The sequence below is a fragment of the Wenyingzhuangia heitensis genome (assembly GCF_011762155.1).
Taxonomy (GTDB): domain Bacteria; phylum Bacteroidota; class Bacteroidia; order Flavobacteriales; family Flavobacteriaceae; genus Wenyingzhuangia; species Wenyingzhuangia heitensis.
This window is the reverse complement of record NZ_JAASQL010000001.1, coordinates 191,808-205,457: the sequence shown is the minus strand read 5'-3', so window position 1 is coordinate 205,457 and position 13,650 is coordinate 191,808. Positions and strand designations below refer to the sequence as shown.

General features: G+C 32.8%; 13 protein-coding genes. 3 read left to right on the top strand and 10 right to left on the bottom strand.

What is annotated here, in order from left to right; all coding sequences use genetic code 11:
- Positions 1-2: 2 nt before the first annotated feature.
- The 6 genes from FHR24_RS00940 to FHR24_RS00915 form a co-directional block, all read right to left on the bottom strand.
- Positions 3-683 (bottom strand): L-rhamnose mutarotase, encoded by a 681-nt coding sequence (locus FHR24_RS00940; RefSeq protein ID WP_167182540.1) that lies wholly within the window; start codon positions 681-683, stop codon positions 3-5.
- Between the two features lie 4 nt (positions 684-687).
- A complete protein-coding gene (gene fucP, locus FHR24_RS00935; RefSeq protein ID WP_167182537.1) occupies positions 688-1,947 on the bottom strand; it encodes an L-fucose:H+ symporter permease in 1,260 nt (419 codons plus the stop codon).
- 10 nt (positions 1,948-1,957) lie between these two features.
- Positions 1,958-2,974, bottom strand: coding sequence for a zinc-binding alcohol dehydrogenase family protein (locus FHR24_RS00930; RefSeq protein ID WP_167182534.1), 1,017 nt, complete (start codon positions 2,972-2,974; stop codon positions 1,958-1,960).
- Between the two features lie 4 nt (positions 2,975-2,978).
- A complete protein-coding gene (locus tag FHR24_RS00925; RefSeq protein ID WP_208412269.1) occupies positions 2,979-3,917 on the bottom strand; it encodes an aldo/keto reductase in 939 nt (312 codons plus the stop codon).
- Between the two features lie 208 nt (positions 3,918-4,125).
- Positions 4,126-4,887, bottom strand: coding sequence for an SDR family NAD(P)-dependent oxidoreductase (locus FHR24_RS00920; protein WP_167182531.1), 762 nt, complete (start codon positions 4,885-4,887; stop codon positions 4,126-4,128).
- Entirely contained in the window at positions 4,887-5,975 is a 1,089-nt protein-coding gene (locus FHR24_RS00915; RefSeq protein ID WP_167182528.1) for a mandelate racemase/muconate lactonizing enzyme family protein, read from the bottom strand. The genes FHR24_RS00920 and FHR24_RS00915 overlap by 1 nt, the downstream gene beginning before the upstream one ends.
- A 177-nt stretch (positions 5,976-6,152) precedes the next feature.
- Between FHR24_RS00915 and FHR24_RS00910 the strand changes: the two genes are divergently transcribed.
- A complete protein-coding gene (locus tag FHR24_RS00910) occupies positions 6,153-7,019 on the top strand; it encodes an AraC family transcriptional regulator (RefSeq protein ID WP_167182525.1) in 867 nt (288 codons plus the stop codon).
- A gap of 63 nt (positions 7,020-7,082) precedes the next feature.
- On the opposite strand, the gene FHR24_RS00905 is transcribed toward FHR24_RS00910, so the two are convergent.
- The 4 genes from FHR24_RS00905 to nadE all read right to left on the bottom strand — a co-directional run bounded on the left by FHR24_RS00905 (position 7,083) and on the right by nadE (position 12,091).
- A complete protein-coding gene (locus FHR24_RS00905) occupies positions 7,083-9,779 on the bottom strand; it encodes a TonB-dependent receptor (RefSeq protein WP_167182522.1) in 2,697 nt (898 codons plus the stop codon).
- A 4-nt stretch (positions 9,780-9,783) separates the two neighbouring features.
- A complete protein-coding gene (locus FHR24_RS00900; RefSeq protein ID WP_167182519.1) occupies positions 9,784-10,641 on the bottom strand; it encodes a GLPGLI family protein in 858 nt (285 codons plus the stop codon).
- A 130-nt stretch (positions 10,642-10,771) separates the two neighbouring features.
- A complete protein-coding gene (locus FHR24_RS00895) occupies positions 10,772-11,212 on the bottom strand; it encodes a cold-shock protein (RefSeq protein ID WP_167182517.1) in 441 nt (146 codons plus the stop codon).
- A 90-nt stretch (positions 11,213-11,302) separates the two neighbouring features.
- The gene (nadE, locus tag FHR24_RS00890) at positions 11,303-12,091 is read right to left on the bottom strand and encodes an NAD(+) synthase (protein WP_167182514.1); all 789 of its coding nucleotides are present in this window, start codon (positions 12,089-12,091) and stop codon (positions 11,303-11,305) included.
- A 54-nt stretch (positions 12,092-12,145) separates the two neighbouring features.
- Between nadE and gldB the strand changes: the two genes are divergently transcribed.
- Together gldB and FHR24_RS00880 are read left to right on the top strand one after the other, a co-directional pair.
- Positions 12,146-13,105: a gliding motility lipoprotein GldB gene (gene gldB / locus FHR24_RS00885; protein WP_167182511.1), complete on the top strand. Its 960-nt coding sequence runs from the start codon at positions 12,146-12,148 to the stop codon at positions 13,103-13,105.
- Positions 13,105-13,590 (top strand): MepB family protein, encoded by a 486-nt coding sequence (locus tag FHR24_RS00880; RefSeq protein ID WP_167182508.1) that lies wholly within the window; start codon positions 13,105-13,107, stop codon positions 13,588-13,590. Before gldB ends, FHR24_RS00880 begins: the two co-directional genes overlap by 1 nt.
- Positions 13,591-13,650 lie beyond the last annotated feature (60 nt).

Here is a 13,650-nt window from a genome sequence, read left to right as displayed (position 1 = left end):
TTTTATTTTAAAATAGATGCAATCAAGTTTAGGTCTTGCCATTTTTCTTGAATAGAGCTTTCTGGATTTGTTCTCTGAAATTTAGAAACATAGGTTTGCCATTCTGTTTCTCTAGGCATTTGTTGCCATTTTGGTCCGACTACTTCTAAATTAAAGTCAGGAATGGTATCCATAATTAAAATAGCTTGTGTTCCAGCTAGGTAGATTTCCATGTCTTTTACACCCACAGATTTCATGTTGGTTGTAATTTCTGGCCAAGCTTGTCCTATGCTGTGTACTTTTTTGTATTCAGCAATAAGTTCAGAGTCTTTTTGCAATAATAAAGTCCAAACAAATCTTTTGTAGGGAGTTGTCGTTGTTTTTAATTGTCCTGTTTTGGGTTTGTAGATCTCTTTTTGATCTAATTCATAAATACGTTCCAAAGGAGTTTTTTCAAAAGAAAAGTTGATAATAGTAATTCCTAAATTCGATAAAACACCCTGTAATGTCAAACTATTAAAAGATGATATTGTGTCAATTAACAGAAAATAAACAGCTTCTTTTTGATACACTTCCAAAGTTATAATTCCTGCCTTGTGTAGTTTTTGCTTTGTTTCTTTAGCATTGATTTTTTCTAAAAAATTAATACTAAAAATTGCATCACTCACTAAATAAGTAAATCGACGAAATAGAGAAGGTTTCATAACACTAAGCTTTTATTTTTACAATATGTCCTTTTACAGCAAAAAACAATAAGTATACATAACAAATAAGTGGAATAATAAAAGAAAATTTAATTCCGACAGTGTCTGAAATATAGCCCATTAAAGGAGGTACTATAGCTCCCCCTACAATTCCCAATAAAAACACAGAAGAACCTGTTTTGGTATATTCCTTTAAATCTTTCATACTTAAACTAAAGATAATAGGGTATACAATAGAGGTAAATAACCCTACTATTGATAAACAAGCCAATGAAAAATAGCCGTTGGTTACAATGGCCATAGTCACCATGATGAAAGCACTAATGCTACAAAAGGCTAATACTTTTTGAGGCTGAAACCTTTTTAAAATATAAACTCCCAATAACCTACCTGTTAATACCAATGCCATAAACGCAGTAATATATTGTGCAGATTTTTGTTCTGTTAGTTCTGGTATTTGAAACCACTTGGCATAACGAATAATAAAACTTACAATTCCGACTTCTGCACCTACGTAAAAAAATTCTGCTCCTACACCGTATAGTGTATGTTTAAATTTTAAAATATCTAACAAGGGTTTTTTCCCACCACTTTGCTCGTCTTTAATTTTAGGGAGTTTTATAAATTTTACGACCAAAGCAATTGCGACTAAAATAATTCCTAAAATGATATAGGGAGGTTTTACCAAAGCTGCTTCGTTAGATAAAAAAGATTCTAGCTTACTAGGACTAAAATTTTCTATGGTAGCTTGGGGAATGTCCTGTTCGTGTAAAAACAAAAGAGAAGCCAAAACAGGAGCAATAGTAGCACCTACAGAACCGATAGCTGCTGCCATACTTAGTCTACTAGAGGCACCTTCTGGTTTTCCTAGTTTAGCAATATAAGGAGAAGCTGTTACTTCTAAAATGGCAAATCCTGCGGCCATAATAAACAAAGCCAATAAGAAAAAAGGATAAATACGTGTTTCTGCTGCAGGGTAAAATAAAAAAGCTCCAAAAGCAGAAACCAATAAACCAGTAATCATTCCGTTACGATATCCTTTTTTTTGAATGTACCAACCTGCTGGTAAGGCTACTAAAAAGTAAGCTCCAAAAAAGGAAGATTGCACTAAAGAAGATTGAAAATCGGTTAATTGACAAGCTCTTTTTAAATGCGGAATTAACACATCATTTATGTTTCTACTTAAATTCCAAAAAAACATTAAGGCCATTACAATTATTAATGGCACTAAAAATTGGGAACCGTTCTTTTTGTTAGATTTCATGGAATGCTTGTTAAAGTTCTATAATTGCTTTTATTAAGTTTTTTTCTTTGTAAAGTTTTTCAAATTCTGTGGGAACAGCATCAAAAGAAATTCTGTGTGTAATAAAAGAATGCGCATCAATTTTACCCGCTTCAATCAGTCGGATGATTCTTCCAAAATCACTTCCCATAGCAGCTCTACTTGCTTTTAAGGTCAATTCTTTTTTGTGAAAAGAAGGATCGTGAAAAACAACATCTCCCATAAACAATCCAATAAATACAATAGTTCCTCCTGCTGCTGCATATTTAAACGTATTCATCATAGAGGTTGAATTTCCTGTAGCATCTAAAATAACTGTAGGCAAATCTCCATTTAAAAGTGTTTGCAACTCTTCTTCTACGTTTCCTAAAACGTTAATTGTATCTTTTACTTTGGTGATTTTTTTACATTGTTCCAATTTTGCATCATCAATATCCATGGCAATGACTCTAGCTCCTTTTAGCTGTGCAAATTGAATGGTTCCCAAACCTATAGGGCCTGCACCAATAACCAACACAATATCATCTTCTTGAATAGCAGCTCTATCTACAGCATGACAACCAATAGCCAACGGTTCTATCATTGCTAATTGATCATCTGTTAACGAGTTGGTTGCATGTAAAAATTCTGCAGGATACACAAAGTACTCTTGCATTCCACCATCTACATGTACACCCAACACTTGTAAATGTTCTCCACAATTGGTTTTTCCTCGTTTAACAGCTTGGCCAACCACATTGTTGTAATAAGGTTCTACAGAACATTTATCACCAACCTTTACATTGGTTACATCTTTTGCAATGGCAACAACTTCTACGGCCAACTCGTGACCTAAAATTTTTGGATAACTAAAAAACGGTTGTTGTCCTTTAAAAGCATGCAAGTCTGTACCACAAACTCCAATTTTTTTTACTTTTAACAAGGCTTGTCCACTAGCTAAATTAGTGGTGGGTTGTGCTATTTCTAGCGTTTCCCATTCCCCAGGTTGTTTTAAACGAACTACTTTCATAAGCTTATTTTTTGGTGATGATGTGTGTAATTTTATCAAAAATATCTTGCGGTAATTTTCCTTGATTCCAATCTTGAATGGTGGCTTTTATTTGTGCTAATGTTCTTGCTCCCATAACAATTCTGTTTGCTTCTTGGATAGAAAATAAGTAACGTTGAGCCAGTGTTGCCAAAGGCATGTCTAATTCTTTGGCTAGTTGATTTACAGCAATTGCGTTTTGTAAATCTTGTTCTGTAACCCATTCACCGTCTACACCTTCATCTACATATTTTTGAAAACGATTTCCTAACAATGAAAAGTGCAAGGCAGAGGCTGCGTAATAAGCAATGTTTTCTTTTTGATATTGTTGAATTTCTCCATCAAAGGCAGAAAGGTTACAAGCATTCATTTTTAAAAATCCAGAAACAACATCAAAATTTTCTTTGGTGATGTAGGGCATAAATGTTGCAGATGGATTACCACCAACTCCTAACCTGTCTACCAATCCTTGTGCTTTAAAAGATTTTAAGGTATCTAATACGCTATCCATTTGTGCTAACGGAACCAATTGAGGTTCGTGTAGAAATAACAAATCTATTTTAGAAACCCCTAAAGTATTTAGGCTGTTTTCTAAGCTACGTTTTAATCCATCAGGAGTATAGTCTAGTTTTGTGTCAAAGGCATCTGCACCTTTTAACCTTCCTATTTTAGTGCTAACAAAAGGTTTTTTGCCTTTCCATTGTCTTAACGCTTTTCCTAAATAATTTTCCGCTTCTCCGTAAGATGGAGCGGTGTCAAAAACAGACACTCCGTTTTCTAAAGCGTATAAAAGAGCTTCTATAGATTCACTTTCTTGTACAGCTCCCCAAACCCCTCCTAGTCCAGAAGTTCCATAAGCCAAACGGCTTTGGTTGTTAAAGTAAGGGCTTATACTAGCATCACCTTGAATATATGTTGGTTTCATTATTTTCTTTTTTTTTAGCTATTAGCTCTTGGTTCTCTCCCGAAATTTCGGGACGTTCGGACACTGTATAGTTATGTCTTAGATAGCTACTGGTCATCGAGCGGAGTCGAGATGCTAGTATCTGATTATTAATTAGTTAACTTAGATTTCGTTTAGGTTGTTGGTTCTCGACTCCGCTCGAACACCCTTTTAGAATATCTAATTGAGTCTAAAAATTTACGGTGGCTCCACCATCTACAGGAAGAATAACACCTGTAATGTATTTTGCACCTTCTGAACTTAAAAAGACAGCAGCATTCCCAATATCTTCTGTAGTTCCAAAATGATCCATCGCAATACGGTTGGTAATTTGTTGTTTACGAGCCTGATCTTTATTCACGGCATTTAAAAACATGTTAGAGGTAATCCAACCTGGGGCAATGGCATTTACTCGTACATTATCTTTTGCATATTCTGCCGTTAAACCATTCACCAATCCTGTTAAGGCTGTTTTAGAAGCACTATAAGCGATTACTCTATCTATTCCAAATAAACCTGCCATAGAACCAATCATAATCACGCTTCCTTTTTTACGTTTTAGCATGTATTTAGCACATTCTCTGGTTAAAGAAAATACACTAATTAAGTTGGTTTGAACAATGCGTTCAAAATCATCATCGGTGGTGTCTTGAGCCCAAGCTTTGTGGTGTATTCCGGCATTGTTTACCAAAATATCAATAGGTCCTTCTTTTGTTTCAATGCTTTCTACCAATGCAGGAATTTCGGTTCTAATGGTAATATCATTCACACGATACGTAGCATTTTCACCCAATTGAGCTACAGCTTCTTTTAGTACTTCTTCTCTACGACCTGTAATCACTACTTTGGCACCAGCTTCTATAATGGCTTTGGAAATTCCTAAACCAATTCCGGTTCCACCTCCAGTAACCAAAGCTCTTTGTCCTTTTAAGGAAAATACGTTTAAGCTCATTAGAATTTAATTTCGGTTAATTTATCATCTATAAAACTGAATCCCCAACCCGGTCTGTCGTGAGGTTTGGCAAAACCATTTTGAATCACCATTGGATTGTCTATTAACGGATCTACCCAATCAAAAGATTCAGCACCCACACCGTTAGAAATAGTACACAATAAGGGCACATCATAATCTTTGTAATAATGTGGTAGTACAGGAATGTTAAAGCTTTGAGCCAATGCAGCACTTTCTCTCCATTTTTCTACCCCACCAATTCTTAAAATATCGGGTTGCCAAATATCTAAAGCATTTCTTGTTGCCAATTCACGCAACGGTAACGTATCAAACTCGCGTTCTCCCATGGCTAAAGAGATTCCTGCTTGTGTTTTTAAAAGTTCAAATGCTTGAAAGTTTTGATGGTTTACAGGTTCTTCAAACCAGTTGATGTTTAATTCTTTGGCAGCAGTAGCTAATTTCATTGCTGATGGTAAATCCATTCCTTGATTGGCATCCATCATAATGTCTACTTTGTTTCCTACGGCATCTCTAACCAAACGCAAACGTTCTAAATCAGTTTCTACTTTAGGAGAACCTACTTTTATTTTTACGGCTTTAAATCCACGATCTGCATAGCCAGTAACTTCTTCAATTAGTTCATCAATAGAGTAAGAAATCCATCCACCGCTTCCGTAAATAGAAACTTTTTCTTTATGTACTCCTAAAATTTTATGAACGGGTTGATTTAAGGTTTTTCCCCAAGCATCCCACATAGCAATGTTAACAGCAGCTTGTGCCCAACGATTGATTCCTTGATTTCCAAAATACTCAGCCAAATCGTCTAATTTATCATAAACAACTCCCATTTCGTTGGTTTTGTGTCCAACAATATGTGGAATGGCATCTTTTAATGCTCCTGCAATTGCGTTGGGAGAATATTGAAAAGATAACAAGTAAGATTCACCAATAATTCCATTTTCTAACTGTATTCTTAATACTAGAAAAGAAATTTCTGTAATGGTATGTGTTGCATCCGATATTGGTTTTTTTAAAGGAGCAATAGCCTTGTATATTTTGGCATTTCTAATGGTAATGTCTTTAGACATGGTTTGCGATTTTAGTAGTTTATTATAGAATCATTTATATTTATAACAAAAATATCTATTGTTAGGTAACACTATTGACACAATACAACTATAATTGTACACTATTTTGTTATTTACTGTTTTATTTGTTAGTTTTTAATACAAAAAGATATACTTTTAAAAGAATAACATCAATAAATGAAAGCAAAATATCATAACATTATTCCCTCACAAGGAAGTTCTTTTAGAGCTGTTTTATTTGAAGATAAGGAGTTTCCTGCAGCTTGGCATTTTCATGAAGAGTATGAGTTGACTTATATTGTTAAAAGTACGGGAGTGAGGTATGTTGGGAATAGTATGGAAACTTTTGATAATGATGATTTGGTAATGGTGGGAGCAAATTTGCCTCATTGTTGGAAAACTATTGGAGAACAAACTGAAGATGTAAAATGTATTGTGATTCAGTGGCAAGAAGACTTATTGAAAAACTGGCTAGATAAAAAAGAAATTAAGTTTATAAAAGACTTGTTAAAAAGAGCTCAGAGAGGAATTAGGTTTGATAAAGAGTTGGCTTGTGAGATAAAACCTATGTTGTTAAAAATGGTTGAATTGCCTCCGTTTGAACGCTTAATTCTTTTTATGCAGGTATTACAAAAACTAGCTCTTTCTAGTCAGTTTGAGCTGTTGGCAGGTCCTAATTTCACCAATAGTTTGTCTTATAAAGAGAGCGAGAGAATTAATGTGGTTTATGATTATTTAAAAGAAAATTACTTAAATAAAATTACGGTAGATGATATTTCGGAAGTGATGAATATGAGTAGTGATACGTTTTCTAGATTTTTTAAAAAGACGTTTCATAGTTCTTTTTTTACGTTTTTAAACGAATACAAAATTAGTATTGCCTGTAAAATGTTAATAGATACCGATTTGTCTATTTCAGAAATTGGATACAAAGTGGGATACAACAATCTTACTTTTTTTCATAGGCAGTTCCAAAAACACATGCAGGTATCTCCTTCTAAATACAGAAAATCTTACCAACGTATACCTATTGTTGGTGAATAATAAAAAATAAAGCCCTCTTAAAAAATTAAGAAGGGCTTATGGATAAGGGGTATAATTATGTTGTTATAAATTGTATTTTACGCTAAATACCACATATCTGGGTTGTACAAAATATTCGCTAGTACTGGTGTAAGAGCTGTTAATATTGTCTGTGTTTAAAGATTTGTTGTTAAGCAGGTTGGTGGCAGACAATTTATATTCCCATTTACTATCTTCTTTTTGATACGATAAGCTAGCATCTAAAAAATTGTATTTGTTTAACGTTCTGTCCTGATTTTGGTAGTTAGAATACGTGTAATCTGTAGTAAATAAAAATCCATCCCAAAAATAAGCATCCATGTTAATAAACGGACTGTGGGTATAAAAAGTAGTGTCTCCAGTACCTTGGTTGTATTGGTTTATTTTTACACTGTATCCAACTTCAAAATTTGGGGCTTTGTCAAAATTGGTGTTAAACTTAGTATTGTAGGTTTGTGTTAAAGACTCGTTTACATTTACTTGATCTTGAATAAATTGATTGAATTTACTGTATGATACATTAGCTCCCAAACTTCCTTTAATGTCCCAAAGTGTTTTTTCTACACGACCATTTAAGCTAATAGATTCATCGTCAAAATTAGAGTTAAATGGGCTAGAGGTTTGGTTGGTACTTCCGTTTAAAGGGGTTGTGTTGTTTCTTATTTGATCTATACGTTTGCTATAATTTAATCTTGCAAAAATATTGGTATAGTTAAACATATTCATACTAAAAAAACGCAAACTAACATTGTGAGTTAGTGAGTTTTCTAATTCTTTATTTCCAGAAAACAAGGAGTTGTAATTGTTAAAAACAAATCCTTCAGCCAATTGATTTACATCTGTAAATGTGTTTTTCATGGTGTAATCAATGGTTAAAGTTTCTGATTTTTTTAGCTGAATCAGCGTATTGAATGAAGGTAAAAAACGTACAAATGTTTCTTGAGTGTCTATTCCTATTTGTGTGTTTTGTGTATCGTACAAATGAACAGAAAGACCAGGTCTAAAAGTAAATATTCCAGTTTTTAATGTATATAATAAACCGGCATATGCATCTTTTAAATGATAAGTAACATCATTGGTTACAGAAATATTGTTTTGAGTATTGTCTAAAATATATTTGTCTCCATTATCTAGTACTTGAAAAATTTCAGAGTTAAAACGTTGAGTACTCGTCATTCCTCCCAAAGTAACATTAATATTGCTTTTGTCGTTTAGTACATACCAATAATCTGCTTTTGCATCTAGCTTAGTAGTTTTAACGCGTTTGTTTTGTTGTAAGTTGTAGTTGATTTGAGAATTATTTAACCCTAAAACCTCAGAGAATTTAAAGACATCGTTGTTGCTTTCTAAAATGGCTTGATAAAAAGGATCTTCATCTTGAATTAAGTTTTGAACTTCTACAGCAAAAATATTTTTCTCGTTTAAGGTGTGGTAATAGTTTAAGTTTTGATTTAAGGTAAATGGGTTTTGTGCCTGATTTTCATCTATATTTTGTAGTACAGAAGAATAAAAATCGTTGTATTCATCTTGTTTAGATATTTTAGCAAATAAGTCAATATCTAAATGATTACTACTGTTTGGAATGTATTTAGAGCTTATCTTGAACAGTCCTAAATCTGATTTTTGCGTTGTATTACTTTGTGTGGTTTCGTCTGGTTGGTTAAACCCTTCTGCATAGTTTTTAGAACTATTTTGAGAGATGTCAGTTTTATTTCCTGAGTAAATAGCAAACCCACTTAAATCCCATGTTTTGCTAGGCGAATAGTTAAAGTTTCCGGCAGCAAACTTAGCATCAATAGATTTTGCTTTGTTGTTTTGTAGGGTTAAAAAACCAATATCAGTAGATTCTACACTAAATTCGGTCCCGCTATTTCTGTTAGAACCTCTAAATCCTCCTGTAAATTTAAAATAATCTCTACGTGTAAAGGGAACTTCTCCAATGTTGTTTAGGTCTGTGATTATATTAACACTGTATTTTGGGTTGTAATAAAATAATTTTGGACGAATTAAAAAACGATCGTCTAAACCAGCTCCTACTGTAACGTCTCCAAACCAAAAGTTCTTTTTCCCTTCTTTTAAACGGATGTTAATAGCAATACTCTCATCGTTGTTACGAACGTTTTTAAGCTGACTAACTTCATCGTAATTTTTTAAAACTTCAATTTTATCTAAAGCATCCGAAGGAATGTTTTGTGTAGCCAATTTAGAATCGCCATCAAAAAAGTCTTTTCCTTCTACCATTATTTTACGAACGGCAATTCCATCTACCTCAATTTCGCCATCATCATTTACTTCTACACCAGGTAGTTTTTTTAATACATCACCTAGCTTTCTGTCTGTTTTGTTAGAAAACGAATCAGCATTGTAAATTAAAGTATCTCCTTTAATTTGTACAGGCATTTCGTATACCAATTCTACTTCGTCTAATTGATTGTCTGCCTCTAAAACCACATTTTGATTTAAGTTTGTTTCTTTGGTTGATAGTGAAAACTCTTTTGTTTTCATTCCAATATAACTGACTTGAAGCATGTATAAAGTATTGGGTTTTAGGTTTAGCTTATAAAATCCCTCATCATTAGTCATGCTGTAAGAGTCCAAAATTTTGGTGGTTTGATTGATGGCAACTATATTGGCCAGTACCATGGGTTGTTGTAAACTATCTGTTACAATACCTTCTACTTTTACCTGAGAAAACCCTATTGCTGTTACGATCAGCATTAGGAATAAAATTGATTTTTTCATGGATTTATCTTCTTCTGTCAGAATTTTGTCCTCTACCTCTTCTGAAATTTTCTCTCATTTCGGTGAATTTTTCTAAAGATATTTTTGCATATTCCTTCTCAGATACCTTTTTTCCTTTTGTAGGTTTTTTAATTTTGATAGACTCTACAGGATTTAATACAATTTTAGAACATAAAATAGTAGTGTTATCTGCGCTAATTTCTAAAATTAAACCAGGAAGTCCCCAGTAAACGTCAGGTCCGTGACTTACAGGAATTTGCATAGTGTACCAAGCGGTAACAATAATTTCTTTTTCTTTAATTTGGGACTCTTCTTCTTTTTTATTTCCTCTAGGTGGTGGACCAGGAGTTCCTGTATTTGTAACTACTCTTTTGGCTGTAGCTTTAAAACAAGTGTATTGACCAATGTTTTTAGTTTCACCTGTCATTTTCCATTCTAATTTTTCTAAAGGATCACTAATTAAGAATGCTTTACCTAGCAATTCAGCATCTTTTAACATTTTTTGAGTCTGAATGTTTTTATAACGATCGCCATCAGTAGCACCACTCATCATAGCACCAAAACGATTTCCGCCACCACCACCTTGTGTAGGGGCTTCTAATTTTTCTTCTTTTTTATATAAAGATTCTGTTTGGTTGAATGATAAAATAAACTTCTTTTGAAACATACTTTTCATACGATCCATAATTCGTTTTTTTTGTTCTTCACTAAAGTCAGGATTGTCAAACCTACTCATATCCATGCTTGTGTTAGAAAAATAATAGGCTTTTCCTTGAAAATTTTGTTGAGCAAACAAAGAGCTACCAATAAATAGTATTATGCAGCTAAGAGCAATAGTGTGTTTTTGGAATAAAAAGGTCATAAGATTTACTTTTATATGATATGTGTTTGCTTTGACCCTTAAAACTTTAAAAAGTTTTTAAAAAAGAAAAAAACTTTTGCGAAATATCGCAAAAGTTTTTTGTTGACTTATAATTGTTTAATCAGCTATTTTAAGAAACATATAATTTAACTTTTACAGCAACCAAACCTTTGTCTCCTTTTTCTGTTTCAAAAGAAACTTTGTTTCCTTCTTTAATTGTTCCTTCAATATTGTTTATGTGTACAAAAAAACTTTCTCCTGTTTCTTTTTGATCAATAAACCCATATCCTTTATCTGTGTTAAAATGGTTTACAATTCCTATTTTAACAGGATCTTCTTGTTCTAAATCTCCTTTTTTAGGAGTACTTACATGAATATCGCTTAACGATATTTCTTCTTTAATAATTGAAGGATCTGGCTTTTCTGTAGTCAATGTCCCATCAGGTCCCATGTACATGAATTCAGCGGTTTTTACACCAGACTCTTTTAGCTGTTCCTTACGGAGTGCTTTTTCTTTACGTTTTTTTGCTTTTTTCTTTTCTCGTTCTTTTTTTTCGAAACTTTCTGCCATCTACTTTTTTTAAATTAAAAAATTATTACCGTATTTGATAAAGATATTAAATCTATTTACAATTTTAGAGCTGATTTTCTTTAAAAGTTATTATTTCCATTTATTAGGTATTTCACAAACAGGAATTGGTTCCATTTTGTGTTGGTTGGCTTTGTTTAGCTTGCTGTAAATAGCGTAAACTTCTTTTTCTCTACCGGTAAAATCATCTATAGTTTTTCCTTCTTCTTGTGCTTTCATAGCTATTTCTAATTCGTCATAACTAGCACCTAATTGATCTTCGTCTGTTCTGCTATCTCCAAACAATCCATCGGTAGGAGCTGCGGTTTGTATAGCGCTAGGGACTTCTAAATATTTTCCTAAAGCAAAAACTTCGCTTTTAACCAAATCTGCAATAGGGCTCACATCTACACCACCATCACCATATTTTGTGTAAAAACCGACACCAAAATCTTCTACTTTATTCCCCGTACCTGCAACTAAACTACTGTGTAGGCCAGCGATGTAGTACAAAGATGTCATTCTTAATCTTGCTCTTGTATTGGCTAATGTTAAGTTTAAAATAGCTTGGTTACTTGTAGTTGGAACTGCTTTTTTAAAGGTTTCAAAACTTTCTGTTAAATCAATACGTTCATCACTTACATTGTTAAAACGAGCTTTTAATTGGGTGATATGTTCTTGAGCTCTGTTTACTTGATCTGGATGTTGGTGGATAGGCATTTCTACACAAACTGTTGGTAGTCCTGTACTGGCACATAAAGTTGAGGTTACTGCAGAGTCTATTCCTCCAGATACTCCTACTACAAATCCTTTAACTCCTGCTTTATTTGCATAGTTTTTTAACCAGCCAATAATATGTTCTGCGATCTTTTGAGTTTCCATGTTGCTTATTTCTTAATTTTGTGGTTACACAAATTTACTCAAAATATAATCAGCATGAAAAAGTGGATTGGCTTATCTTTTATAATTAGCATTCTAGTTGCTTGTACATCAATAGATAAAAAAGAGGAAGAAATAGCCAAGGTAAAAGTTGCTGTTAAATTTGCAATGTTTCACGATGCTTTTTTTACAAGTAGTATTAATGAGCTATCTAATGTAAAAGAAGAGTATCCTTATATGTTTCCTTCTCAAATGTCTGATAGTTTGATTTTGGAGAGACAACAAGACACCATTCAACAATTTTTGTACAAGCAAGTAAAGCATGTATATCCTACGTTTAAAAAGCAAAAAAAAGAATTGATCTCTTTATTTAAGCATATAAAATATTATGATAATAATTTTCCAATACCTGTTGTGGTAACAGACATTACGGGAGTGTCGTATCAAGATAGAATCTTATATGCAAACAACTTATTGTTAATTTCTTTAGATATGTATTTAGGAAAAGAGCATGAAGTTTATGGTGGGTATCCAGAGTATTTGGCAGAAACATTTACACCAGATTATATTGCCATTGATGTGGCTAAAAAATTAATAGAAACCAAATATAAATTTAGTAGGGATAGAACTTTTTTAGGACAAATTATTTTTGAAGGAAAAAAACTATACCTAACTCAATTGTTTGTTCCAAATACAACGGATAAATATTTGTTAGGGTACACAAATCCAAAAATGGAGTGGGCTACCAAAAACGAAGCTCCTGTGTGGAGTTATTTTATTAAAAATGAATTATTGTATAGTAATGATGCTAAGTTAAAACAACGGTTTGTTGATGTGGCTCCATTTTCTAAATTCTACATGTCTATAGATAAAGATTCTCCTGGTCAAATAGGAAAATACATTGGGTTGCAAATTGTAAAGGCATATATGAGCAAACATCAAAAAACACCACAAGAGTTAATGGAATTAGAGGCACAAACAATTTTAAATCAATCTGGTTTTAAACCAAAAAAATAATGGATGTTCTACTGTGTAAAATCAAATTAAAGGTGTTTGATGCTTGTGGTCTAAAATTTGACAATTTTTTTGAAGAAAAAGAAAGTAAAGAATACAAGGCGAGTCAGTTTACTTTAGAGAGTCGTATCATTAAATATAGAACGGCTAAAAAAACACCTAAGAAAATTGGGCAGTTTGTTACTTTTTACAAACGAAATCTTAGGGGAGTTATAGAGCCGTTTTATGAAGAAGATACTGTTGATTTTTATTTTGTAAGTGTAGAAAATCAAGAACAATTAGGCTTTTTTATGTTCCCAAAATCAGAATTGATAAAAAGAGGAATTATATCGACTAAGCTAAGAGAAGGAAAAAGGGCTTTTAGAGTATATTCTCTTTGGGATTTGCCAACAAGTAAACAAGCTATGGCAACTCAAAAATGGCAATCCAATTATTTTTATGAGGTTACCCGTGTGGTTGATAAATCTAAGTTGGTTAAAATGTTTTAAGAATGAGTCTGGTAACAATGCTGTAGAAAACAAATTCTTTACCTTTGCCTTATTAAAAAT

Bases quoted from the DNA above. Each gene is read 5' to 3' on its own strand.
- FHR24_RS00940 (WP_167182540.1), bottom strand. From the start codon at position 683: ATGAAACCTTCTCTATTTCGTCGATTTACTTATTTAGTGAGTGATGCA.
- fucP (WP_167182537.1), bottom strand. From the start codon at position 1,947: ATGAAATCTAACAAAAAGAACGGTTCCCAATTTTTAGTGCCATTAATA.
- FHR24_RS00930 (WP_167182534.1), bottom strand. From the start codon at position 2,974: ATGAAAGTAGTTCGTTTAAAACAACCTGGGGAATGGGAAACGCTAGAA.
- FHR24_RS00925 (WP_208412269.1), bottom strand. From the start codon at position 3,917: ATGAAACCAACATATATTCAAGGTGATGCTAGTATAAGCCCTTACTTT.
- FHR24_RS00920 (WP_167182531.1), bottom strand. From the start codon at position 4,887: ATGAGCTTAAACGTATTTTCCTTAAAAGGACAAAGAGCTTTGGTTACT.
- FHR24_RS00915 (WP_167182528.1), bottom strand. From the start codon at position 5,975: ATGTCTAAAGACATTACCATTAGAAATGCCAAAATATACAAGGCTATT.
- FHR24_RS00910 (WP_167182525.1), top strand. From the start codon at position 6,153: ATGAAAGCAAAATATCATAACATTATTCCCTCACAAGGAAGTTCTTTT.
- FHR24_RS00905 (WP_167182522.1), bottom strand. From the start codon at position 9,779: ATGAAAAAATCAATTTTATTCCTAATGCTGATCGTAACAGCAATAGGG.
- FHR24_RS00900 (WP_167182519.1), bottom strand. From the start codon at position 10,641: ATGACCTTTTTATTCCAAAAACACACTATTGCTCTTAGCTGCATAATA.
- FHR24_RS00895 (WP_167182517.1), bottom strand. From the start codon at position 11,212: ATGGCAGAAAGTTTCGAAAAAAAAGAACGAGAAAAGAAAAAAGCAAAA.
- nadE (WP_167182514.1), bottom strand. From the start codon at position 12,091: ATGGAAACTCAAAAGATCGCAGAACATATTATTGGCTGGTTAAAAAAC.
- gldB (WP_167182511.1), top strand. From the start codon at position 12,146: ATGAAAAAGTGGATTGGCTTATCTTTTATAATTAGCATTCTAGTTGCT.
- FHR24_RS00880 (WP_167182508.1), top strand. From the start codon at position 13,105: ATGGATGTTCTACTGTGTAAAATCAAATTAAAGGTGTTTGATGCTTGT.